A 22,439-nucleotide genomic window follows, 5' to 3' on the forward strand; every position below is an offset into this window, starting at 1 on the left:
TAGAAAACGCATCAATTGTTATGTTCTTATTAGGGTTCGCTGTTTTTTTATTACAACTACCCAATATCGTTGACAAAACTATTATCAATATACAATATAAATTACGTCTCAAAACTATCTTAGCGAAATTTTGCGTACCGTATTTCCTATTTTTAAAATATAGCAACCTCTTTGTAAATTTAATTCATAATGTTTATCAGCCCCTTCTATTCGAAATGAAGCAACACATACTCCAGCTACATTATATACAAATAACGTCTGTCCATTAGCACCAGTAATATGGACATTTGAACCTGTTATTGAGATATTCACATCTTGAAAGTCATTTATCTCAACATATCTGTACGGCTCAGCAACGCTTATTTCTGGTACGCAAAATGAAGTTATTACAGTTAATATTAAAAGTAATATATTTTTATTCATACATAATTTTATATTAAATTGCAAATTTAAAATTTTGTTTTGAATTAACGAAACTTTTTTACTAAAAAGCACAATAATCGCATAAAAACAAATACTAAAAATGACTAAACATCAATAGTCTTCATCTCTTCCGAAAGGATTGTGTTTGGGAAAACTTCTTTTGCCTCATCCAACAATACTTGTTCACTTTCATATCTTGACGAATAATGTCCAAGCATCAATTTACCCGCATTTGCATCTCTAGCTACAGAAGCAGCCTGACGAGCTGTACTATGGTAATATTTCGCGGCCAGTATTTTAAATTCGTCCGAATATGTGGATTCATGATATAACAGATTGACATTTTTTATATATGTGTGTAAGTTCGGTAAATATTTTGTATCCGAACAATACGCATAACTTCTTACACTATCTGCAGGCTTAGTCAAAAATTCATTCTTTATCACTTCACCATCTGGTGTAGTCCAATCAGCACCATTTTTTATATTATTTCGCTGACTGATAGGCACTTCATATATTTTCATCATATCTCCAATAATATGACGAGAAGTTGGTTTTTCGACAAATATAAATCCACAACAAGGCATTCTATGATCAAGTGGTATTGATGATACAGTAAGACTTTTATCTTCATATATGACCTGATTTAAAGTTGTATTTACAGGATGAAATATCAATTCATATCCTAGTTGTTTACAAAACATATCCAACTCAATATCCAACACCTTCTTATATTCAGATGGAGCATATATATGTAAAGGAGAAGTGCGTCCTAACAGACCAAACGTAGAAATTAAGCCAATAAGTCCAAAGCAATGATCACCGTGTAAATGCGATATAAATATAGCACTTATTTTAGTAAAGCGAATACGAGAACGTCTTAATTGCATCTGAGTTCCCTCACCACAATCAATCATAAACATTTTCTCACGTATCTCCACTATTTGAGATGATGCAGAATGTCTAAGAGTCGGTAGTGCGCTTCCACAACCTAAAACATGTACTTTAAATGGTTCCACTTAATATTTATTGCTTCTTGAATATTCGAATTTATCTGCAGAATTTTGTATGCATAGAGAATCAGCTCCCAGTATTTTAATGCTAAAAGTATCTGTTTCTTCTTCATCTCCACCACCATCACGATTTGCAGTAAGGATTATTTTCCCGTTGAAGATTCTCCATGTCTTATAGAATGTTGAATTATTATTTATACTTTCTGCTATTCCACCATCTTTAAGTTTTATACCTACAAAATCACTCCCGTCTATAGGATTTGGCATAATCCAACTACCTAGTAATGTATTAAGATTTATAACCTCACTAGCGATGTATTCCTTTCCTTCTTTCTTTGCCATTACAGCAAGACGGTCACCACATTCAAATCCACCAAGAACCATTCCGTTATCTTTTGCATCAGCAATGGATATTTCCAAAGTATCGCTATTATCAGTAATGACCTGTAATGTATTCATAGCAGTTCCTTCACCACATATTCCATATATCGTTTTGTCCTTAGAAGATACATCATCAGTTTTTACAGTATCTATGTCCGTAGAAGCTTTCTGCGTTTTACTACCACAACCAACGATTAACAGCGTTATAGCAAAAAACGAAAATAAAAGAATCAAATGTTTCATACTATTATATTTTAGTTAATTATCTTTTTCAGCTTTTTTAGCCTCATTCCATAGAGCATCCATCTCCCCCAAAGTCATATCCTTTAATGGTTTACCTATCTTGATACTATGGTCCTCTATATAATTGAAGCGACTAATAAACTTATGATTAGTCATTTCCAGTGCCGTATCAGGGTTTAAATGATACAATCTGCCTGCATTTATAAGACTGAAAAGAAAATCTCCAAACTCTTCCATAGAACGTTCTTTGTTTTCTTTTCTCAACTCAACTTCAAGTTCGCCAAGTTCTTCTTTCACTTTTGCCCAGACATCACCTTTATCCTCCCAATCAAATCCAACATTACGAGCTTTGTCTTGTACACGATATGCCTTTATTAGAGTAGGAAGAGACTCTGGCACACCGGATAAGACTCTATTGTTTCCATCCTTTTCTTTCAACTTTAGTTGTTCCCAATTCTCAGATACAGTCTTTGAATCCTCGGCTTTTGCGTTGCCATACACATGCGGATGGCGGTAAATCAATTTATCAGTAAGTTGCTGGCAAACATCAGCTATATCAAAATCGCCTGTTTCGCTACCGATCTTTGCATAAAAACAAACATGCAACAATACATCGCCGAGCTCTTTACATATATTCTTTTTATCATTTTTCAGTAAAGCATCGCAAAGTTCATAAGTCTCCTCTATTGTGTTTGCCCTAAGACTTTCATTTGTCTGTTTCTTATCCCAAGGGCATTTTACTCTTAATGTATCTAGAACATCCAACAAACGTCCGAATGCCTCTAGTTTTTCTTCTTTTGTATGCATATTAAGTTATTTCTTTCTGCAAAAGTAGGTAAATTCCGCGAATTTTAGTAATTTTGCACAGATTTTTATCAAAATATAATCATTATAACTTCACAGACAATTAAAATATTAATATAAAATGGAATTAGCTTCTAAATATGACCCACGGGCAGTGGAGTCTAAATTGTATCAGTATTGGCTTGACAACAAGCTTTTCAGTTCAAAACCAGACGGACGTGAACCTTACACCATTGTCATTCCTCCCCCTAACGTGACTGGTGTCTTACATATGGGGCACATGCTGAACAATACAATTCAGGATATTCTGGTTCGCCGTGCCCGCATGGAAGGTAAGAATGCTTGTTGGGTACCAGGAACTGATCATGCATCTATTGCAACAGAGGCTAAAGTCGTTAACAAATTAGCGGAACAAGGAATAAAGAAAACAGATCTTACACGCGATGAATTCCTAAATCATGCGTGGGATTGGACAAATGAACATGGCGGAATTATTCTAAAGCAACTTCGCAAATTAGGTGCAAGTTGTGACTGGGACCGTACTGCTTTTACGATGGATGAAACACGTAGCAAAAGTGTTATTCATGTTTTCTGTGAATTATATAAGAAAGGACTTATTTACCGTGGCGCCCGCATGGTTAACTGGGACCCTAAGGCAAAAACAGCTCTTAGTGACGAAGAAGTTATATATAAGGAAGAACATTCAAAACTATACTATCTGAAATACATGGTTGTGGAAGAGCCTAGCAAGTATGCTGTTGTTGCTACAACACGACCAGAGACCATTATGGGTGACTCTGCTATGTGTATTAACCCTAACGACCCAAAGAACCAATGGTTGAAAGGCAAACATGTCATTGTGCCTTTGGTAAATCGTGAGATTCCTGTAATTGAAGATGATTATGTAGATATTGAATTCGGTACAGGTTGCCTAAAAGTTACTCCTGCACATGATATCAATGACCACGCATTAGGTCTTAAACACAATCTTGAGACTATAGACATATTCAATGACAATGGAACTATAAGCGAAGCTGCCGGATTGTATGTAGGCGAGGATCGCTTTGATGTACGTAATAAAATTGCAAAGGATCTTACTGCAGCCGGACTGATGGAGAAAATTGAAGACTATGACAACAAAGTAGGTTTTTCAGAACGCACTAATGTACCTATAGAACCAAAGTTGTCTACTCAATGGTTTCTTAAGATGCAGCATTTTGCAGACATTGCCCTACCTCCTGTAATGAATGATGAAATTCAATTTTATCCGGCAAAATATAAAAACACATACCGTCACTGGCTAGAAAATATAAAAGACTGGTGTATAAGCCGTCAATTATGGTGGGGACATCGCATACCTGCTTATTACCTACCTAAAAACGGAGGTTACGTTGTAGCTGAAACTCCAGATGATGCTATAAAAATGGCAAGACAAAAGAGTGGTAATAATGAACTGAAATTAGAAGATCTTGAACAAGATTCTGATTGCCTTGATACATGGTTTTCTTCATGGCTGTGGCCGATTTCTGTTTTTGATGGAATAAATAATCCTGATAATGAAGAGTTTAAATATTACTACCCTACATGTGACTTGGTAACAGGACCTGATATTATATTCTTCTGGGTTGCCCGTATGATTATGGCAGGATATGAATTTAAAGGTAAAATGCCATTCAAGCATGTGTACTTCACCGGAATTGTACGCGATAAATTGGGACGCAAGATGTCTAAAAGTCTTGGAAACAGTCCTGATCCACTAACTCTAATAGAAAAATATGGAGCTGACGGTGTACGTATGGGCATGATGCTTGCTGCACCTGCAGGTAATGATATCCTATTTGACGAATCTCTCTGCGAACAGGGACGTAACTTTAATAATAAGATATGGAATGCTTTCCGCCTTGTTAAAGGATGGGAAGTTACAGATATAAAACAACCGGAAGCTAACAGTATAGCAATCAAATGGTTTGAAGCAAAACTCAAAGTAACAAATGCCGAAGTAAATGATTTATTCAAAAAATATCGCATTTCTGAAGCATTAATGGTTGTTTACCGTCTATTTTGGGATGAATTCTCTAGCTGGTATCTCGAAATGGTGAAACCTACTTACGGATCACCTATAGATAAGGCAAGCTTTGACGCTACTTTAAATTTCTTCGATTCACTGCTTAAAATGCTTCATCCATTTATGCCTTTCATCACAGAAGAACTTTGGCAGAATATTTATGAGCGCAAAGACGGTGAATCAATAATGAGAGAGTGTCTAAAGCTAGACTCAGCTACCGCTGAAGAAGATAAACTTGTTTGTGACATAGAGAATGTTAAACAGATTGTTTCTAATATCCGCACAATACGCAATCAAAAAAACATCTCTCCTAAGGATGCTTTGGAACTGCAGGCTGTATCTCAGAATAACTATTCGGCATTTACAAGCACAATAACAAAGATGGCAAACCTCAAAGCTATAACTGTTGTTACAGATAAAGGCGCAGATGCTGCTGCTTTTATGGTTGGAACTGACGAGTTTGCAGTACCTCTTGGTGATATGATAGACGTTAACTCAGAAATAGAGAAACAAGAGGCACTACTCAAACATCTGGAAGGATTCTTAATTGGTATTAAGAAAAAACTTTCTAATGGAAATTTTGTATCGCACGCACCTGAAGCTGTTGTGGCTTTAGAGAAAAAGAAGCAAAGTGATTCAGAAGAAAAAATTGCAGCATTACAAGAATCAATAGCAGAACTAAAGAACAAACTTTAGTTATAAACATGCATAAAAATAATAACAAATATACCATAATTCTGTTGTCAGTATTTTTACTGGCAACAGTTTTGTTTTCTTGTTCTGGAGAAAATGACACAAATGGTTCGATAGATCCTTCTGATACTATTGTTGTTGAGCCGGCAAAATCAGATAATACTATTTTTGTATTTATGCCATGGAGTGATCTTTACCCTGCTTTGAAGGTAAATATAAAAGATATGCTTACTGGTATTAAAAGTAATGGTGGACTCGGCAATGATAAATTAATAATTTATATTTGTTCAAGTAGTTATTCTGCAGATCTTATTCAGGCTCATTACAAAAAATTTGTAAAAGAGAACAGCATTGTTGATTCTGTAATACTTGATACTCTTAAAAGATACGATCATCCAGATTATTATACTACATCCGGAATTTCTTCAATACTAAATGAGGTTGCTGAAAGAGTTCCTGGTAATCACTATTCAATGATAATAGGTAGTCACGCTATAGGTTGGATAAGTATTGCGGCATGGAAAAGTTTAAGTGGTGCAAATAATGCAAAGAAAGCTTTCTTCTCATCTTCATCATATAAATTGCCTTTGACAAGGGCATTCGGAGGTATTCCTAATCAGATAGAGAATGAGACACTTGCAAATGCAATACAAAATTCCAATATAAAAAAATTACGCTATCTCTTGTTTGATGATTGCTATATGGGAAATATGGAAACAGCATATGGGTTTAGAAACATAACTGAATATATGGTAGCATCAACATGCGAAATTATGAGTTACGGAATGCCCTATGTCAATATCTGGAAATATCTTGTTGGTAACCCTGATTATAAGTCTATATGCAATGAATTCTATAATTTCTATAATAACTATTCCAGCCCATATGGTACGTTGTCTGCAATAGACTGTAGTGAATGTGATGATATGGCATCTGTAATGAAAGAAATTAATAGCAAATATATTTTCAACAATAATGATACAATTCAAGTGCTTGATGGTATAAATAAAACAATTTATTATGATATGGGTGACTATGTTAAAAGTCTATGTGGAAAAGACACAGAACTATATTCTAAATTTTCAATCGCCCTAAATAAGCTAGTTCCTTATCATTGCAATACAAAACAATTTTATTCAGATTATAGCAAGAGTTCAATAAATATAAAGACATTCTCTGGTATTTCAATTTCTGATTTAAGTAATAATATAAATATTGCCAACGAGAAACTTAACACATCATGGTATGTTGCAACACACAACATTGATGGATCTAAATAATCTGCTTTTGCTTTTAATAGCTTAAAAGTTCATTATACAATCCTCTATCAAATAAAAAATCCCGATTCTGTATTTATACACGAACCGGGATTTACATTTATAAAGAGTAAAGTTCCTATCTAAGTTCTGGAACAATGGCCAGATAAACTAAATCATCTCTACCATCATTAACCATAGAATGTCCATGTCCTTTTGGGCAATAATGCACTTTACCGGCATTTATTCTCTCTATTATATTATCATACTTGAAATAGCCTTCTCCGCTAATTATATAGACGATTTCGCAATTTTGCTCATGAACATGGTAACCACTTGAAGCGCCTGGCTTCAATTTGCTAAGCATAATTTTATTATTCTCATCAACAAAATTACGTGTATCAAGTTCACCTTCTCCACCTTTGAAGTTATGTATAACTTCTTCCTTTATCTTTTCAAAATCTATTATCATAATAATAATTGTGTTAGTCTTTTCTATACCATATTCGTATTATCTTTCTACGGATAGCCAGTTGATTCATGACAGTTACAATTAAGAACAATATCAGACCTACGACAACAGACCACAGCATACTACCCTCTTCTATATCAGGGAATAATGTTTCTATGACTCCCATATAATACTCTCTCACAAAGAACAATATTATCCATGCTATTAGAAGTACTGCCACATTAAGTCCTATTGTCAGAAGTTGATATGGCTTAGCTACTTTATTGGGGCTATAACCTATAAGCAAAAGATTCTCTAACTTTGAAGAATTTTTCTGTACCAGCAAATATATGCTCAGCATAAGTATATAAAAACTTAAAATACTTATAACAACACCTACACCCATAACCAATGTTACAACCATCTTTAAGAAGTATGTCGTTTTCTGGGCATCCAACTTGTCACTGTCTATCTCATATCCCTTCTTATCAAGATACTTAGCTATATGGTCATCAGCAGGATTACCCACTTCCACAATAAGTCGTGTAGGATCACTATGCTTACCGGCAGAATAATAGTTGTTACTCCAATCCATAAATTTCTGAGGTACAAGAATAGTGTTAAGCCTATTTGAGAATCCTATCACCTTGCCCTTGTATCTGTCTTGGTGACCATTTTCATTTATAAAGATAGAAAAATCTATCATGCCTACAAGACCATCACTGATCTTTGGCAATGAATGGCTCTGTGCAAAACCAAAATTATACATATTAATATATGTACGGGGTAGAATAATTGGCACTTCCTTACTTCCTTCTTTATATTGCCAGTCTTTAAGAGGAACATCAACAAAACCATCTGGCACACTCTCAAAGAAAAGCTCAGAATTAAGAACAGACTGTCCATTGACGCCCATTGAAGCATCGACTTTATATTCGGTTGAAGTAAATTCGCCTACTTTCTTAGTAAATTTTTGTGCTTCTACATCATCCTTTTCACTCTTTGAAAAAGTATTTGAAGAACCCGAAATAGTTCCTGCTGTACTTATTTTTTTACTCATTATTAAATAATCGGCTTTCATAAAACTATCGCCCTGAGTAAAGACAGGCAATACATCTCTATAAAACTGAAAGCCAAGAAGAACAATAAGCATGCCGAACAAGTTGGCAAAAAAGAAACCTGCAAACTGTGGTACGCTAATATGCTGACGTAATAATTTCCAAACTAAATTCATAATCTGTATGTTTTTTCGTAATTGAGATCCATGTGTTTTCCTATGCTGGTTACTATAACACCAGCACCTTGAGCCTTTGCCTCTGTCATCATGATATCACCCATAATTTGTGAGTTTGTATCATCCAGATGACTAATTGGCTCATCTGCAAGAATAAAGTCGAAAGGCTGTACCAGGGCTCTTATCATAGCTACACGCTGCTGTTGACCAAATGACATGCGCCCTATTTTAGCATCCAATTTATCACCGATGCCAAGCATCTCAAACCAATCTTCAATCTGCTTACGAGTTTTAAAACCTGTCAATTTATTCTTTATCTCTACGTTCTCATATGCTGAAAGTTCCGGAAACAATCTAAGTTCTTGAAAAAGGTGACTGATATGATATTTTCTTACTTCAACCCAATCCTTTACTTTTAAACCAAATGTTGATACACCGTCAAAATCTACATTACCAGTATAGTCACTACGATAACCAATTATGTAACTGCAAAATGTACTCTTACCTTTGCCGCTATCGGCTTCAACTAAATAGAGGTGGTTTTTCTCAAAAAGCACTTCATTCTGCCATATCTCAGAGTTTAAATCTGTCCGTTGCGAAAAGACTTGCGGAAGTACGGCATGCATTTCTATCTTATTCATTATTTTATTGAATATGTGATGGCTTCAATATCGCCAAACACAGGTTTTAATATACTTGTTACTGTTTTTATTTCTTGCTTTTCCTTACCAATTGCTTCCAAATTTATGATGAAGCATAATTTTTTACCTTTAAGTTGATTCTGAATATCAACAGGCAAAGGTTTTGCAGTCTTTGCCACAGAATTTTTTGCTAACATATCTATATTGCCACTATATAATTGGTTGTCATTACTCACTCCAAAATAGAAGTTTTCATCTTTACTTATATAATGGTATGCATTCTTTCCCCAACCTACTATCTTTGATCCTTGAGGACACGACTTTTCCCAATAGCCAACATCAGCTAACCAATTATGATTTCCCAATTGTGCGGCTAACGCGAAATTTGGAGAATCTCCATTATACTGAGGTATTATGATAGCAACATCACCCTTAATACTTTTTATCATATTATCTATATCCAAGGCTGCATTAAGTCCTGCAAGCATTGCCCGCATACCCTTATCCGAACGTAATAGATTAATCAGATTGTTACCGTCTACATTCATCAATATAGAATACATCGCATCATTAGGTATAGACTGAATATATTTACCCGAAATAGGCTTATAGCTCTTAGCTGCAGCCTTTAAAGCTTTATCTACAGATGGTTTAAATGAGAAAGATTCGCCACTGATATTCAAGCATTTACCATTAACAGTAATGGCTGCTGCTATGAGGATTTCTGAAGGATCTGTATCTTTAGGTGCTCCTAACACAAAAGGAGCTGTAAACTTAGACGGTAAGGCTTCTGTCTTAGCAACCATTGCTACTTTTGAATCTATTGAGTCAAGTTTGTCATACATTGGTGAACTTTTAATACCTTCATCCTCATCTTGGCTAAGGTATTTTACTATTTGCATTTGTATTTCACCTTGAGCTGCGCCTACGGCAGGTCCCATTACAAGCATTGCTTTGTTTGAAAAACCTACAACCCAGTTACCATGCAAGACAGTAAATTTATATCCTCTTTTCTTACTAACTTTAGTGCATATTCCTGATTTTGACATATTGTTGAACCAATCTTCCATATCACTTTCATCATCTACCTTAGCATCAAGACCAACTTGACCATCAGGAGAAATGAACATGTATAGTTTCTGAGACAAATCTATGCCACAATCAGATGGATCACTAACATGCAACAAGTCTTTTATTGCTTTTGATTTATTGCCACCTTTTAGATTCGCATACTTGGCCATTCCACCTAAATCGAAACTTATCAACGCTTTGCTCTCGCTAGGTATAGCATTCAAATAACCTGAACCTGAACATGATGTCAGAAACATCATTATGACTCCAACTAATATTATCGAATATTTTTTCATAGTATTTTATTTTTGAGCAAGTTGACACATAGCTACAGCCATCAAACCTGCAGTCTCTGTACGCAATCTACTTTTACCAAGACTTATAGACTTATATCCATGCTGCATAGCCAACTTAACCTCATCGATAGAAAAATCGCCTTCTGGACCAATAAGAACTGTAACACTGTCATTATCCTTTAAATCTATCGTTCTAAGTTCATCGAAAAGTTCTGTCTTTTCTATTTCTTCATAACAATGGGCAATAAACTTATAGCCCGATCTGTCTATAGCGATAAACTGCTTAAAAGTAATCATCTGCTCTACAGCCGGTTTCCAAGCCTTATGGCTCTGTTTTACAGCTGCAGTAACTATTTTATCTAATCTTACAGTTCTAAGGACTTTTCTCTCTGAAAACTTGCAATTTAAGAAATCAAATTCATCAATACCTATTTCAGTAGCCTTTTCAACTAGCCATTCCATTCTGTCCATCATCTTTGTTGGTGCAATAGCTAATTGTATACGACCCGCCCATTGTCTTTCCTGTGGTAATTTTTCTACCACATTATATAGACAACGCCTCGTGGCAGCTAATGTAACTTCAGCTCGATAGAAAGTACCTTTACCATCCATCAGCATCATTTCATCACCAGATTTTAATCTCAGTACTCTAAGTGCATGCATTGCTTCTTCTTCGGGTAGTTCCGATTGATTCGAAGCATCAGGTACAAAAAAGAATCTAACTTCTTTCATTATCATTATCTGTTTTAGCGGCATTCATATTACGTCTTCTTAATTCATCACGCAATAATGAGGCCATTTCATACTTTTCATCATTTACGGCCTTGTCCAATGCTTCTTTTAGCATGTCGGTATCTAAGGTATTGAGAGGTAATGCCAAATTATTGGCAGGCAATTCATAAGATACGCTCTGCTTAAGCATAAGATTCTCTTCTATATAAAGAGGAACATCACTCAATAATGTTAGCAGTACAGCATCCGAAATTCTTATGGGTACAGCATCCAAAGTTTTCTGATTGTAAAGTGTTGAAACATATTGCCCATTAACTACATCGTGTATTATTACTTCCATCAGTACATCCGTCTGATTTTTTATAACATTACACAGCACTTCTGGCAAAAGTTTTGACACGCCATCTAGTTTTCTTAATCTTAGTTCCAGCTGGTAAATCATGTTTTTGTCGCAAACGACAGTTATCTCGCGCTTTTCAACCATATCAGTAAGCACGATTATGCCGATTTTTTCGTTACCGGCTATCTCAGATAATCCTTTAAATTTAAGCCTTACCTTATTCATAATCTTATAAGGTGCAAAGATAGTGCAAACTGAGGGAAACACAAAATAAAATGGAGATTTTTATTTTTTTTAGCCGGCAATAAATCTTTTTCAAAGTCATTAATATTCACAATATATATAAGTGTTATACCAATAATAATCTGTAGAGAATCTTATGATAACAACATTTTCTGTTGTATCAAGCACTTGTCATGTGGTATTCAATATTTTTTAAAATAAAAATACCACTTTACCACCTATATACATAATCAATTTAATATCAATGGTATACAAAGTTGTAATATTAAAAATAATGCCACAAAATGTCACTCAAATACCACTCGAAAATCTACCTCTATTTTGTAAAGCATAGCTCTGGCATTGCAAAAGCATAGCTCTTATGTTGCAAAAGCATAGCTTTCGGTTAGTGAAAGCATAGCTTTTACGATAAAAACAGCCCTACTTTTTACCCTTTAGCATAGCTTTTAAACTTTTAACTGACTCTTGATACAATTTAATTGTTATATTTACTGATTTTCTATACAAATTATTAAAAGCTTTACTGAAATACTTTACACAATTATAAGACCTTTACCGATTTACTTTACACATAAAAATATCTGATAAAGTTGATGAGATAAAAAAGTGGTAGTTGAGTGGCAGTTAAGTGGTATTTGTATATACGCGAAACACTTATAAACAAAGGGGAAGTGGTATTGTGGTATTATTTTAATATTTCATTTCGCGTAATAATGGTATGCGTTTGCGGATTATAAGTACCCATCTCAACTTTGCAATTAACATTATTAGCCATAATTCGCAACATATGCTCATAACTATATCCATGAGTATCATAAACAACGCAAACATTACGGCGCTCTGCATATTCATCTACTACATCCCGATATCCATTGGGCGCAGAGATTTCATCACCAATTATAAATTTTGCATCCAAGCCCTTATTAAATGCTATTTGTTTACAAGATTCTAAAGAAGACTTTCGGCAGACAAAGACATACAGATCATCTAATTTATTATGTCTGAAATCAAAGAAGCCTAAAATTTTCTTGACCCTGTTAAACTGTATATTTAGCAATGCTATAAATGCCTTAAAAACTATAGCCGTTTTAATAGGTAAAGATATGAATAAAGAGAAACTGCGATAATGCTTTTTAAAAAATATCAGCATTGCTTCATAAAAAACATGTACATACCTGAATGACGATTTGCGTGTGCTCTCACCTTTGTAATGTAAGACAGACAATGGCAAATACCAGTTGTCATAACCACTTTTTAGCAAACGATATGAAATATCAATATCTTCACCATACATAAAATAATCTTCATCAAGCAAACCTACTTTATCAATAGCCGAATGCCGCAACAAAAAAAAGGCCCCACTTATAATCTGGATTTTTACAGGCTCTCCCCAACTTAAAAAACTCATATAGTATCTACCAAATTTTTTACTTTCTGGATATCTGTTGCATAGTCCGCACATTTTGTAGAAAGCTGTCATCGGTGTTGGTATTCCTCTTCTGGATTCCTTAGCCGGAGAACCATTTACTTTAAGCATTCTTACTCCTGCACCTCCAGCCTGAGGATGTGAATCCATAAAGTTTAAAGCCTTACGTATAACGTTTTCGCCGACAATAGTATCTGGATTTAATAGTAATATATAATCTCCTGTACATTGCTTAATTGCCAGATTGTTTGCCTTAGCAAACCCCATATTATGATTGCACGATATATACTTTATGCTATGAAAACGTTTTCTGATAAAAGGAATTGTTCCATCCTTAGAATGATTGTCTACAACAAAAACTTCAGACTCAATTCCGTCCAAAGATTTTAACAGACTATCCAGACACTGGCTAAGATATTCTTTTACATTATAACTTACTATAATAACAGAAATCTTCAAGAACTCTATTTCGTTGTTTCACTTATACATCTATCCATACTTGGATATATAAAAGGCATACATATAAGCAATATGATAGCCATATATCCAAAAGCCACATTCATAAACAGATAATACAAAATAGTATTAACTACAAGAGGCAGTCCAAAACAAGCAATCCTAAATGTACCCCAAAACAGCAATTTACCAGGCGCGCAAGCTTCATCCGAAGTAAGAGCTCTGGATATTTTTTTGAACTTAAAAAGGCGCAGAACTACAGGAATAGTAGCAATGGTAATAAGTTCCATAAAAGACACTAAAAGAAATTCAGCATTCTTTTCAGTCGCATAAACGCCATTATCTAATATATCATTCTCGAATAGTAACACTAATATAAAAACTACAGCTATAAAGCCGAAAAATTCAGTCATCAATATATTCTTGGTCTTTTTCATAATCAAATTATATTCTACCTTCAAACGGTGTTCTGTTCATTATAGATCGGCCCAGTGTAACCTCATCAGTATATTCCAGTTCATCACCTACAGAAATACCTCTAGCTATTATAGAAAGCTTTACATCAGCCTTTGCCAATTTACGGAATATATAGAAATTAGTAGTGTCCCCTTCCATTGTACTGCTCAGAGCAAGTATTACTTCCTTGACGTTGCCATCAGTAACACGGCTAACCAGCGAATCTATCTCAATATCTGAAGGACCAATACCATCCATTGGTGAAATGATTCCACCAAGCACATGATATAAGCCTTTATATTGTAGGGTATTCTCTATCGCCATCACATCTTGTATATTCTCTACAACGCATACTGTCTGCGAATCTCTACGTGGATCAGAACATATAGCACAAACATCCGTATCCGAAATATTATGGCATACTTTGCAATATTTTACTTCTTTCTTGAGCGTGCTTATCGAGTTTGCAAAACCTACTACATCATCTGTATCCTGTCTTAACAGATGCAAAACAAGCCTTAAGGCCGTTTTCCGACCTATTCCCGGTAGTTTCGAAAATTCGGTTACAGCCTTTTCAAGTAGCAGTGAAGGGTATTGTTGGTTCATAATTGCATTTAAAAGTGCAAATATACTTATTTTCGAATTAAAATTGCTATTTTTGCAAACAAAAATAAAAGACTATGGATATAAATAAATCTGAATTTTCAATAAGTAGCGCTACTCTGCAGCAATGTCCTAACGATACAAAACCTGAATATGCCTTTATCGGACGCTCTAATGTAGGCAAATCCAGCCTAATAAATATGCTCACAAACCATAAGGGATTGGCAAAGACGTCTGCTACGCCAGGAAAGACTCTATTAATTAATCATTTTATAATCAACAATGAATGGTATCTTGTAGACCTTCCTGGATATGGTTACGCCAAACGTTCTAAGACTATGCAACAGAAATTGGAACGTCTTATTAATGCGTATATCCTTAATCGTGAACAACTGGTTAATGTATTTGCTCTTATTGACGTGCGACTTGAACCTCAGAAGAAAGACCTTGAATTCATTGAATGGCTCGGGGAGAGTAGCATACCTTTCAGTATAATATTTACAAAAGCAGACAAACTTGGAGCTGTAAAAGCTAAACAGAATGTTGGCAGTTACATGGAAAAATTGAAAGAGACTTGGGAAGAGCTCCCTCCATATTTTCTGACAAGTTCTGAAAAAAGGACTGGTCGTGAAGAAGTCCTTGACTATATTGAAAAAATAAATAAGGAGCTGAAAAAATAATGACGCCATACTTAGATGTTCAGAATCTCACAAAATCATTTGGAGATTTGTTACTGTTCGACAATATCAATTTCAGTATTGCCGAAGGACAGCGTGTAGGTCTAATTGCACAAAACGGGACAGGCAAATCTACCCTATTATCAATTCTAACTGATAGGGAAAGCTATGACAATGGTGAGATAATTTATAAACGTGATCTCAAAGTTGGATACTTAGAACAGTCACCAAAATTTGATCCTGAAGAATCTGTGTTAGATGCATGCTTCAACCACAAAGGTGAAGAAGATAAAGTATTGAAAGCGAAGCAGATACTCACACAACTTAAAATAAAAGATTTAAATCAACCAATGGGTCAGCTCAGTGGTGGTCAACAAAAGCGTGTTGCCCTTGCAAATGTATTGATTACCGAGCCTGATTTTATAATATTGGACGAGCCTACCAATCATCTTGACTTGGAAATGATAGAATGGCTTGAAGGGTATCTGGCGCGAGGAAATAAGACTCTGCTAATGGTAACTCATGACCGTTTCTTTTTGGACCGTGTTTGCAGTATTATCATGGAACTTGACAATCAGACAATTTATACTTACAAAGGCAACTATTCTTATTATCTGGAAAAGAGGCAGGAACGCATTGATGCTACACGTGCAGAAATACAACATGCTAACAATATATATAGAAGAGAATTAGAATGGATGAGGCGTATGCCACAAGCTAGAGCTCATAAATCAAAATCACGCGAAGATGCATTTTATGACTTGGAAAAGGTTGCAAAACAACGGATTGAAGACCGACAGATAAGATTAAAATCAAAGAGCGTATACATTGGCAGCAAAATATTTGAATGTCAATATATATCAAAAGCATGGGGACCTGACAAAGTTATATTAAATGATTTTTATTATAATTTTGCCAGATACGAAAAGATGGGAGTTGTCGGCAATAATGGTACTGGCAAATCAACTTTCATAAAGATGCTTCTTGGACTTGAACAGCCTGACAGCGGGCAAATTGCTATAGGAGATACTGTAAAGTTCGGATATTTTTCACAAGATGGTCTCAAGTTTGACGAACAGCAAAAGGTCATTGATGTAATTACAAACATTGCAGAATATATTGACACCGGTGATGGGAAACACCTATCAGCATCACAGTTCTTGCAGTTCTTTTTATTTACACCAGAACAACAGTATAATTATGTATACAAATTAAGTGGTGGAGAAAAAAGGAAGCTTTATCTATGTACGGTACTAATGAAGAATCCTAACTTTCTGATACTTGATGAACCTACAAATGATCTAGATATTGTTACACTTCAAATACTAGAGGAATATCTAGCAGATTTTGCTGGATGTGTAATAGTAGTGAGCCATGACAGATATTTCATGGATAAAATAGTAGACCACCTACTTGTATTCAAGGGTGACGGTGTGGTTAAGGATTTTCCGGGGAACTATACTCAATACAGGATTTGGGACAGTATACAAAGTGACAACAATATTGAGATTGAAAAAGAAAAGGAACCAAAGAAGAAAGATTATCACAACGACACTAAGCGCAAAATGACTTATAAAGAGAAACAGGAATTTTCCTCTCTTGAAAAAGAAATAGAAGCATTAGAAAACGAACAAAAAGATATAGAAGAACAACTCTGCAGCGGTTCCTTGTCTATTGAAGAACTTACAGAAAAAAGTAAGCGCTTACCAATTATCAAAGATGAACTTGATGAAAAAGGTATGCGCTGGCTTGAATTATCAGAAATAGAAAATTGACATATAAATTCTTTTCGAGTTACTATCCATTCTTCATCTGTCGTAAGAGTTCTTTCTGATGTTCAGTGAGATTGGTTGGTAACTTGACATTATATGTTATGATAAGGTCTCCGATGGTGTTGTCACCTCTGTCATAACCTTTACCACGTAAACGTACCTTGGTGCCGTTCTGCGTTTCAGGTTTAACTTTCAGTTTGAGTTTTGTACCATTTCCCATCTGTATTATAATTTCTCCACCAAGCAAAGCTGTATATAGATCAATATTTACTGTTGCATTCATCTCACCTGTATTACTGCGACCATATTCGTTACCAAAACCACTATTGAAAGAACTTCTGCGTGAACCAGTAGGTCTGTGCCTTCCGTTACCACCAAACAGTTGTTCGAAGAAGCTACTAAAGCCACCTCCACCGCTTCCAAACCCAGAAAAATCAAACCCTTCAAACGGAGATCCACCTTGCGAGTTCCACTGACTTGAGCTACCCCCACTACCACCTGCACCACTGAATGCATCAGCATTACGCCACTGCTCACCGTACTGGTCATATTTTTTACGTTTGTCAGGGTCACCTATTACATCAAAGGCCTCATTGAGAGCTTGAAATTTTGCTTTAGCCTTAGGATCATCCGGATGCAAATCAGGATGAAACTGCTTAGTTCTCTTCAAATATGCCTTGCGGACATCCTTCTGCGGAATGGTCTTATCGACTCCCAAAATTTTGTAATAATCTATGAATGCCATAATATTATCTCCTAGTTTTTTTTAATAAAATAGCAGCAAATTGTATGCCGATTCTAAATTAAATTTATATCTTTGCATAAAATATTATAAATTATGAAGAAATTATTGACAGTGTGCTTATGCGTACTCTGTTTTAATATTAGCGGAATGACAAAAACAAGAACTGTAAATATAAGAGTTATTGAAACCAGTGATGTACATGGTAGTTTCTTTCCGTACGATTTTATTTCACGCAAGCCAAAGTCTGGCTCTATGGCAAGGGTTAGTACATATGTAAATAACTTAAGAAAAGTATACGGTAAGAACTTATTATTACTGGATAATGGAGATATACTTCAGGGACAACCTACATGTTACTATTGTAACTATGTCAAGCCAAATATCCCAAATGTTGCTGCTGAAGTTATTAACTACATGAAGTATGACGCTGAAACTATCGGCAACCATGATATCGAGACAGGACATTCTGTATATGACAAATGGATAAAAGAAGTAAAGTGCCCAATGCTTGGTGCAAACATAATAAACACAAAGACAGGGAATCCATATTTATCTCCGTATACTATATTTAATAGAGATGGCGTTAAAATTGCTGTTTTAGGAATGATAACACCTGCCATTCCAAACTGGCTTAACGAGAGTCTATGGAGTGGTATGAGATTTGAAGAAATGGTTTCGTGCGCAAAATACTGGGTTAACTATCTTAAAGTTAACGAAAAGCCTGACGTTATAATCGGTCTATTCCATTCAGGTAAAGATGGTGGAATACACACAGACAAATACGATGAAGATGCTTCTATTGAAGTAGCAAAAAAGGTTAGTGGTTTTGACCTAATTTTATATGGGCATGATCATGCAAGACACTCTAATATTGTAAAAGGCCCAGAAGGTAAAGACGTTTTATGTCTTGATCCATCATGCAATGCTTATCTGGTAAGTGATGCCCAAATAAGTGTTTCATTCGATAATAACAAGATTGTAGAAAAGAAAGTAACTGGTGATGTAAAAAGTATTGAAAATATACCTGTAGACAATGAGATGGTAAAAAATTTCCAGTCATCTATAGACAGCGTTAACGCATTTGTAAACAGAAGAATCGGAACATTTAAAAATGCTATTTACACTAGAGACTGCTATTTTGGCAGTGCAGCTTTTACAGATTATATTCATGATCTACAATTGAGAATTTCTGGTGCAGAGATTTCATTTAATGCACCTCTTTCATTTGATACATGCATAAAAGCCGGACCTATATACGTAAGTGATATGTTCAATCTATATAAGTACGAGAACCAAATCTATGTACTTAAAATGACAGGAGAAGAAATTCGCAAACATTTGGAAATGAGTTACGATTTATGGGTTAACACTATGAAATCTCCTGACGATCATATCATAGCTATGAGCGAAGCAACGAAAGATGATAAACAGAGATTTGGATTTAAGAACCTGGCTTTCAACTTTGATAGTGCAGCTGGAATAGATTACGAAGTAGATGTTACTAAACCTGATGGACAAAAAGTACATATACTAAAGATGAGCAACGGTCAGCCATTTGATGAACATAGATGGTACAAAGTAGTTATGAATAGCTATAGAGGAAACGGAGGTGGAGAACTGCTGACAAAAGGTGCAGGTATACCTCATGATTCTCTTAAGAGCAGGATAATATACGAGAGCGAAAAAGATCAGAGATATTACATGATGAAAGAGATTGAATACTCTAAAAACATACTAGATCCTAAAGCTCACAATAACTGGCGTTTTGTGCCGGAAGCATGGACAAAACCTGCAATAAAGAGAGATTATGAACTTATTTTTAAATAAAAGGTAATGAAAAAGTTTTGGTTCGTATTTTGCAAGAGCGATATTATGCTCGAGAAAATCGGCAACGGAGAATATACTATACCGTATCAGGAAGAACCTCCTACAGAGGTAAAAGAGTGGACAACAATACATAATATAACTCCTTTTGATGATTCTGAGGTAAAAACATATATGATAGATTCACCAATAATAGAGAATGAACGCTATATTATGTCTGGACTTAGAGCGTCATTTCACATGATTCCAAGACATTTATACCTTAAAGCAGGTAAATGTCAAGAAATTCTTTATTGGGATATGAATACAAAATTCTGCGGAGTTTGCGGTGGACCTATGAAGATGCATACAGATATCTCTAAACGATGCGAAAACTGTGGAAAAGAAGTTTGGCCACAACTGGCAACAGCCGTAATTGTACTTATAAATAAGGGTGATGACATATTGCTTGTACATGCCAAGAATTTCCGTGGTGACTATTATGGTCTTGTAGCGGGATTCGTTGAGACAGGCGAGACATTAGAGCAGGCTGTAGAAAGAGAAGTGATGGAAGAGACTGGAATAAGAATTAAGAACTTACATTACTACAGTAGTCAACCGTGGCCATATCCAAGTGGACTAATGTGTGGTTTCTATGCTGAATATGAAAGTGGAGAAATTAAATTGCAACGTTCTGAATTAGAAGATGGAGGATGGTATCATAAAGATAACCTGCCTGATATACCTGATAAACTATCTATAGCTAGAAGACTCATAGATAATTGGCTTGAAACATCCAAATAAAGCAAACAAAATAGAGGCATATTAATATGCCTCTATTTTGTTATAAAAGAATTATCCCCCGATATCACATCGGAGGATAATAACAACACAAACACAAAATAAAACACAGTCAGGACTTACCTGACCGAGTTTATATCTTTTATTGAAGGCCTTCTTTACGAAGCTTCTGCTGCCATTTCCAGGCAGATTTCAATGTATCTTCTAGACTAGTCTCAGCTTTCCAACCAAGAACTTTATTTGCTTTATCAGGATTAGCCCATACCTTCTCTATATCACCGGCACGACGTGGAGCATAAGCCCAATTCAATTTTACGCCTGTAGCCTTTTGGAAAGTCTCTATCAGTTCAAGTGTGCTGACACCTTTTCCTGTACCAATATTGAATACTTCTAGTTTATCACTATCTGTATCGAGTACACGCTGCATAGCCTTGACATGCGCCTTAGCAAGATCTACTACATAGATATAATCACGTATACATGTTCCATCAGGAGTATCATAATCATTTCCAAATATCTTTAATTGCTCACGGATACCCATTGCGGTCTGAGTAACATATGGTATCAAGTTCATTGGAACGCCATTAGGCATTTCACCTATTATAGCTGATGGATGAGATCCAATAGGATTAAAGTAACGTAACAGGATAGCCTTTATTGGAGCGCCACTGTTAATGTCATCAGTTATTATTTCCTCATTAACCTGTTTTGTATTACCATAAGGACTTTCAGCTTTCTTTATAGGAGCACTTTCTGTTACAGGTAAATTTTCAGGATCAGGTTGTCCATATACAGTACAACTTGATGAAAAAATTATACCCTTTACATTATGCTTAGGCATAAGGTCTAGTAAATTAAGAAGACTTGTAAAGTTGTTTCTATAATAAAGCAATGGTTTCTCAACGCTCTCTCCTACTGCTTTACTGGCTGCAAAATGTATAATACCTTGTATATCTGGATATTTGGTAAATACACCATCCATTGCCTTTAAATCACAGCAGTCTACATGTTCGAAAGCAGGACGAACTCCTGAAATTTTTTCTATACCGTCAATAACATCAGATTTCGAGTTAGAAAGATTGTCAACTATGACCACCTTATAACCTGCATTCTGCAACTCGACAGTTGTATGGGAACCTATAAACCCAGTACCACCTGTAACCAAAATTGTCTGTTTCATAACTACATAATTTTTTATATAAATAATTTATTATTTCAACCCAAATAGAGCATGAAGACCTCCATCAACTCCGCTAAATCCCATAAATGCCAAGGATAAAAGTCCTGCTGTAACAAGCACAATACTCATACCTTGCATTCCCTTAGGTATATTAACCATTGATAATTGCTCTCTTATTCCTGCAAAAACAGTAAGGGCCAACGCAAAACCTATAGCTGTAGAAAATGCATAAACCACACTCTGTAATAGAGAGTAATCTTTTTGTATAACAAGAATAGCAACACCAAGTACACAACAGTTTGTCGTAATCAAAGGTAAATAAATTCCTAACGCTTGATACAATGCAGGAGATGTTTTCTTAAGAATGATCTCTACCATCTGCACTAAAGCCGCTATAACAAGTATGAAAGCCAGAGTTTGTAAATATTGAAGATTAAACGGATTAAGAACTAACTTCTGCAATAAATAGGTAACTATAGTTGACAAAGTAAGTACAAAAGCTACAGCTGCTCCCATTCCAAGTGATGTCTCTATTTTTTTGGAAACCCCTAGAAATGGACAGATGCCAAGGAACTGTGACAATACTATATTGTTGACAAATACTGCGGTTATAAATATAAGTAAGTACTCCATA

General features: G+C 35.3%; 22 protein-coding genes. 6 read left to right on the forward strand and 16 right to left on the reverse strand.

Translation table 11 applies throughout. The annotated features are described in order from the left end of the window. Nucleotides 1-114: 114 nt before the first annotated feature. From XYLOR_RS04830 to mazG, 4 genes are all read right to left on the reverse strand, one after another. Nucleotides 115-423 (reverse strand): hypothetical protein, encoded by a 309-nt coding sequence (locus tag XYLOR_RS04830; protein ID WP_036877461.1) that lies wholly within the window; start codon nt 421-423, stop codon nt 115-117. 104 nt (nt 424-527) lie between these two features. Then, the gene (locus XYLOR_RS04835) at nt 528-1,442 is read right to left on the reverse strand and encodes a ribonuclease Z (RefSeq protein WP_036877462.1); all 915 of its coding nucleotides are present in this window, start codon (nt 1,440-1,442) and stop codon (nt 528-530) included. Beyond that, on the reverse strand, nt 1,443-2,060 hold the full coding sequence (locus tag XYLOR_RS04840; RefSeq protein WP_051508876.1) for a lipocalin family protein: 618 nt from the start codon (nt 2,058-2,060) through the stop codon (nt 1,443-1,445). Between the two features lie 15 nt (nt 2,061-2,075). After that, complete coding sequence (gene mazG, locus XYLOR_RS04845; protein ID WP_036877463.1) at nt 2,076-2,867, reverse strand: nucleoside triphosphate pyrophosphohydrolase; 792 nt, start codon at nt 2,865-2,867, stop codon at nt 2,076-2,078. Nucleotides 2,868-2,985: 118 nt separating this feature from the next. On the opposite strand from mazG, the gene XYLOR_RS04850 reads away from it, so the two are divergent. Together XYLOR_RS04850 and XYLOR_RS04855 are read left to right on the forward strand one after the other, a co-directional pair. Next, on the forward strand, nt 2,986-5,625 hold the full coding sequence (locus XYLOR_RS04850) for a valine--tRNA ligase (RefSeq protein ID WP_036877465.1): 2,640 nt from the start codon (nt 2,986-2,988) through the stop codon (nt 5,623-5,625). A 44-nt stretch (nt 5,626-5,669) separates the two neighbouring features. Next, nucleotides 5,670-6,902, forward strand: a complete 1,233-nt coding sequence (locus XYLOR_RS04855) for a clostripain-related cysteine peptidase (protein ID WP_169730551.1) — start codon at nt 5,670-5,672, stop codon at nt 6,900-6,902. A gap of 115 nt (nt 6,903-7,017) precedes the next feature. Here XYLOR_RS04855 and XYLOR_RS04860 read toward each other — a convergent pair whose 3' ends face one another. The 9 genes from XYLOR_RS04860 to recR all read right to left on the reverse strand — a co-directional run bounded on the left by XYLOR_RS04860 (nt 7,018) and on the right by recR (nt 14,830). Next, nucleotides 7,018-7,350 carry a cupin domain-containing protein gene (locus XYLOR_RS04860; protein WP_036877467.1) on the reverse strand — a complete coding sequence of 111 codons (333 nt, stop codon included), beginning with the start codon at nt 7,348-7,350 and terminating at the stop codon, nt 7,018-7,020. Nucleotides 7,351-7,363: 13 nt separating this feature from the next. Continuing rightward, nucleotides 7,364-8,563 (reverse strand): transporter, encoded by a 1,200-nt coding sequence (locus XYLOR_RS04865; protein ID WP_036877468.1) that lies wholly within the window; start codon nt 8,561-8,563, stop codon nt 7,364-7,366. Further along, entirely contained in the window at nt 8,560-9,204 is a 645-nt protein-coding gene (locus XYLOR_RS04870; RefSeq protein ID WP_036877470.1) for an ATP-binding cassette domain-containing protein, read from the reverse strand. Before XYLOR_RS04870 ends, XYLOR_RS04865 begins: the two co-directional genes overlap by 4 nt. Continuing rightward, nucleotides 9,204-10,571 carry a DUF4836 family protein gene (locus tag XYLOR_RS04875; RefSeq protein WP_036877472.1) on the reverse strand — a complete coding sequence of 456 codons (1,368 nt, stop codon included), beginning with the start codon at nt 10,569-10,571 and terminating at the stop codon, nt 9,204-9,206. The genes XYLOR_RS04870 and XYLOR_RS04875 overlap by 1 nt, the downstream gene beginning before the upstream one ends. A 6-nt stretch (nt 10,572-10,577) precedes the next feature. Next, nucleotides 10,578-11,303 carry a 16S rRNA (uracil(1498)-N(3))-methyltransferase gene (locus XYLOR_RS04880; protein WP_036880720.1) on the reverse strand — a complete coding sequence of 242 codons (726 nt, stop codon included), beginning with the start codon at nt 11,301-11,303 and terminating at the stop codon, nt 10,578-10,580. Then, nucleotides 11,290-11,868, reverse strand: coding sequence for a bifunctional nuclease domain-containing protein (locus XYLOR_RS04885; RefSeq protein WP_036877474.1), 579 nt, complete (start codon nt 11,866-11,868; stop codon nt 11,290-11,292). Before XYLOR_RS04885 ends, XYLOR_RS04880 begins: the two co-directional genes overlap by 14 nt. 703 nt (nt 11,869-12,571) lie before the next feature. Then, nucleotides 12,572-13,771: a glycosyltransferase family 2 protein gene (locus XYLOR_RS04890; protein WP_036877476.1), complete on the reverse strand. Its 1,200-nt coding sequence runs from the start codon at nt 13,769-13,771 to the stop codon at nt 12,572-12,574. A 5-nt stretch (nt 13,772-13,776) separates the two neighbouring features. Beyond that, the gene (locus tag XYLOR_RS04895) at nt 13,777-14,205 is read right to left on the reverse strand and encodes a hypothetical protein (protein ID WP_036877477.1); all 429 of its coding nucleotides are present in this window, start codon (nt 14,203-14,205) and stop codon (nt 13,777-13,779) included. Nucleotides 14,206-14,212: 7 nt separating this feature from the next. Further along, on the reverse strand, nt 14,213-14,830 hold the full coding sequence (gene recR, locus XYLOR_RS04900) for a recombination mediator RecR (protein WP_036877478.1): 618 nt from the start codon (nt 14,828-14,830) through the stop codon (nt 14,213-14,215). Between the two features lie 74 nt (nt 14,831-14,904). Between recR and yihA the strand changes: the two genes are divergently transcribed. Together yihA and XYLOR_RS04910 are read left to right on the forward strand one after the other, a co-directional pair. Beyond that, a complete protein-coding gene (gene yihA / locus XYLOR_RS04905) occupies nt 14,905-15,507 on the forward strand; it encodes a ribosome biogenesis GTP-binding protein YihA/YsxC (protein ID WP_036877480.1) in 603 nt (200 codons plus the stop codon). After that, complete coding sequence (locus XYLOR_RS04910) at nt 15,507-17,279, forward strand: ABC-F family ATP-binding cassette domain-containing protein (RefSeq protein WP_036877482.1); 1,773 nt, start codon at nt 15,507-15,509, stop codon at nt 17,277-17,279. Before yihA ends, XYLOR_RS04910 begins: the two co-directional genes overlap by 1 nt. A gap of 22 nt (nt 17,280-17,301) precedes the next feature. Here XYLOR_RS04910 and XYLOR_RS04915 read toward each other — a convergent pair whose 3' ends face one another. Beyond that, nucleotides 17,302-18,021: a J domain-containing protein gene (locus tag XYLOR_RS04915; RefSeq protein WP_036877483.1), complete on the reverse strand. Its 720-nt coding sequence runs from the start codon at nt 18,019-18,021 to the stop codon at nt 17,302-17,304. A 93-nt stretch (nt 18,022-18,114) separates the two neighbouring features. Between XYLOR_RS04915 and XYLOR_RS04920 the strand changes: the two genes are divergently transcribed. Continuing rightward, nucleotides 18,115-19,848, forward strand: a complete 1,734-nt coding sequence (locus tag XYLOR_RS04920) for a bifunctional metallophosphatase/5'-nucleotidase (protein ID WP_036877487.1) — start codon at nt 18,115-18,117, stop codon at nt 19,846-19,848. Nucleotides 19,849-19,854: 6 nt separating this feature from the next. Then, a complete protein-coding gene (gene nudC / locus XYLOR_RS04925) occupies nt 19,855-20,628 on the forward strand; it encodes an NAD(+) diphosphatase (RefSeq protein ID WP_036877489.1) in 774 nt (257 codons plus the stop codon). 139 nt (nt 20,629-20,767) lie between these two features. On the opposite strand, the gene galE is transcribed toward nudC, so the two are convergent. Both galE and rsxA read right to left on the reverse strand, forming a co-directional pair. Beyond that, nucleotides 20,768-21,805 (reverse strand): UDP-glucose 4-epimerase GalE, encoded by a 1,038-nt coding sequence (gene galE / locus XYLOR_RS04930; RefSeq protein ID WP_036877492.1) that lies wholly within the window; start codon nt 21,803-21,805, stop codon nt 20,768-20,770. 30 nt (nt 21,806-21,835) lie between these two features. Further along, complete coding sequence (gene rsxA / locus XYLOR_RS04935; RefSeq protein ID WP_036877494.1) at nt 21,836-22,438, reverse strand: electron transport complex subunit RsxA; 603 nt, start codon at nt 22,436-22,438, stop codon at nt 21,836-21,838. Nucleotide 22,439 lies beyond the last annotated feature (1 nt).

Origin of the sequence: Xylanibacter oryzae DSM 17970 (genome assembly GCF_000585355.1) — a bacterium.
Taxonomy (GTDB): domain Bacteria; phylum Bacteroidota; class Bacteroidia; order Bacteroidales; family Bacteroidaceae; genus Prevotella; species Prevotella oryzae.

Excerpts from the sequence above, each read along its gene's own strand:
- XYLOR_RS04830 (WP_036877461.1), bottom strand. The coding sequence starts at position 423 with ATGAATAAAAATATATTACTTTTAATATTAACTGTAATAACTTCATTT.
- XYLOR_RS04840 (WP_051508876.1), bottom strand. The coding sequence starts at position 2,060 with ATGAAACATTTGATTCTTTTATTTTCGTTTTTTGCTATAACGCTGTTA.
- mazG (WP_036877463.1), bottom strand. The coding sequence starts at position 2,867 with ATGCATACAAAAGAAGAAAAACTAGAGGCATTCGGACGTTTGTTGGAT.
- XYLOR_RS04850 (WP_036877465.1), top strand. The coding sequence starts at position 2,986 with ATGGAATTAGCTTCTAAATATGACCCACGGGCAGTGGAGTCTAAATTG.
- XYLOR_RS04860 (WP_036877467.1), bottom strand. The coding sequence starts at position 7,350 with ATGATAATAGATTTTGAAAAGATAAAGGAAGAAGTTATACATAACTTC.
- XYLOR_RS04865 (WP_036877468.1), bottom strand. The coding sequence starts at position 8,563 with ATGAATTTAGTTTGGAAATTATTACGTCAGCATATTAGCGTACCACAG.
- XYLOR_RS04870 (WP_036877470.1), bottom strand. The coding sequence starts at position 9,204 with ATGAATAAGATAGAAATGCATGCCGTACTTCCGCAAGTCTTTTCGCAA.
- XYLOR_RS04875 (WP_036877472.1), bottom strand. The coding sequence starts at position 10,571 with ATGAAAAAATATTCGATAATATTAGTTGGAGTCATAATGATGTTTCTG.
- XYLOR_RS04880 (WP_036880720.1), bottom strand. The coding sequence starts at position 11,303 with ATGAAAGAAGTTAGATTCTTTTTTGTACCTGATGCTTCGAATCAATCG.
- XYLOR_RS04885 (WP_036877474.1), bottom strand. The coding sequence starts at position 11,868 with ATGAATAAGGTAAGGCTTAAATTTAAAGGATTATCTGAGATAGCCGGT.
- XYLOR_RS04895 (WP_036877477.1), bottom strand. The coding sequence starts at position 14,205 with ATGAAAAAGACCAAGAATATATTGATGACTGAATTTTTCGGCTTTATA.
- recR (WP_036877478.1), bottom strand. The coding sequence starts at position 14,830 with ATGAACCAACAATACCCTTCACTGCTACTTGAAAAGGCTGTAACCGAA.
- yihA (WP_036877480.1), top strand. The coding sequence starts at position 14,905 with ATGGATATAAATAAATCTGAATTTTCAATAAGTAGCGCTACTCTGCAG.
- XYLOR_RS04910 (WP_036877482.1), top strand. The coding sequence starts at position 15,507 with ATGACGCCATACTTAGATGTTCAGAATCTCACAAAATCATTTGGAGAT.
- XYLOR_RS04915 (WP_036877483.1), bottom strand. The coding sequence starts at position 18,021 with ATGGCATTCATAGATTATTACAAAATTTTGGGAGTCGATAAGACCATT.
- XYLOR_RS04920 (WP_036877487.1), top strand. The coding sequence starts at position 18,115 with ATGAAGAAATTATTGACAGTGTGCTTATGCGTACTCTGTTTTAATATT.
- nudC (WP_036877489.1), top strand. The coding sequence starts at position 19,855 with ATGAAAAAGTTTTGGTTCGTATTTTGCAAGAGCGATATTATGCTCGAG.
- galE (WP_036877492.1), bottom strand. The coding sequence starts at position 21,805 with ATGAAACAGACAATTTTGGTTACAGGTGGTACTGGGTTTATAGGTTCC.
- rsxA (WP_036877494.1), bottom strand. The coding sequence starts at position 22,438 with ATGGAGTACTTACTTATATTTATAACCGCAGTATTTGTCAACAATATA.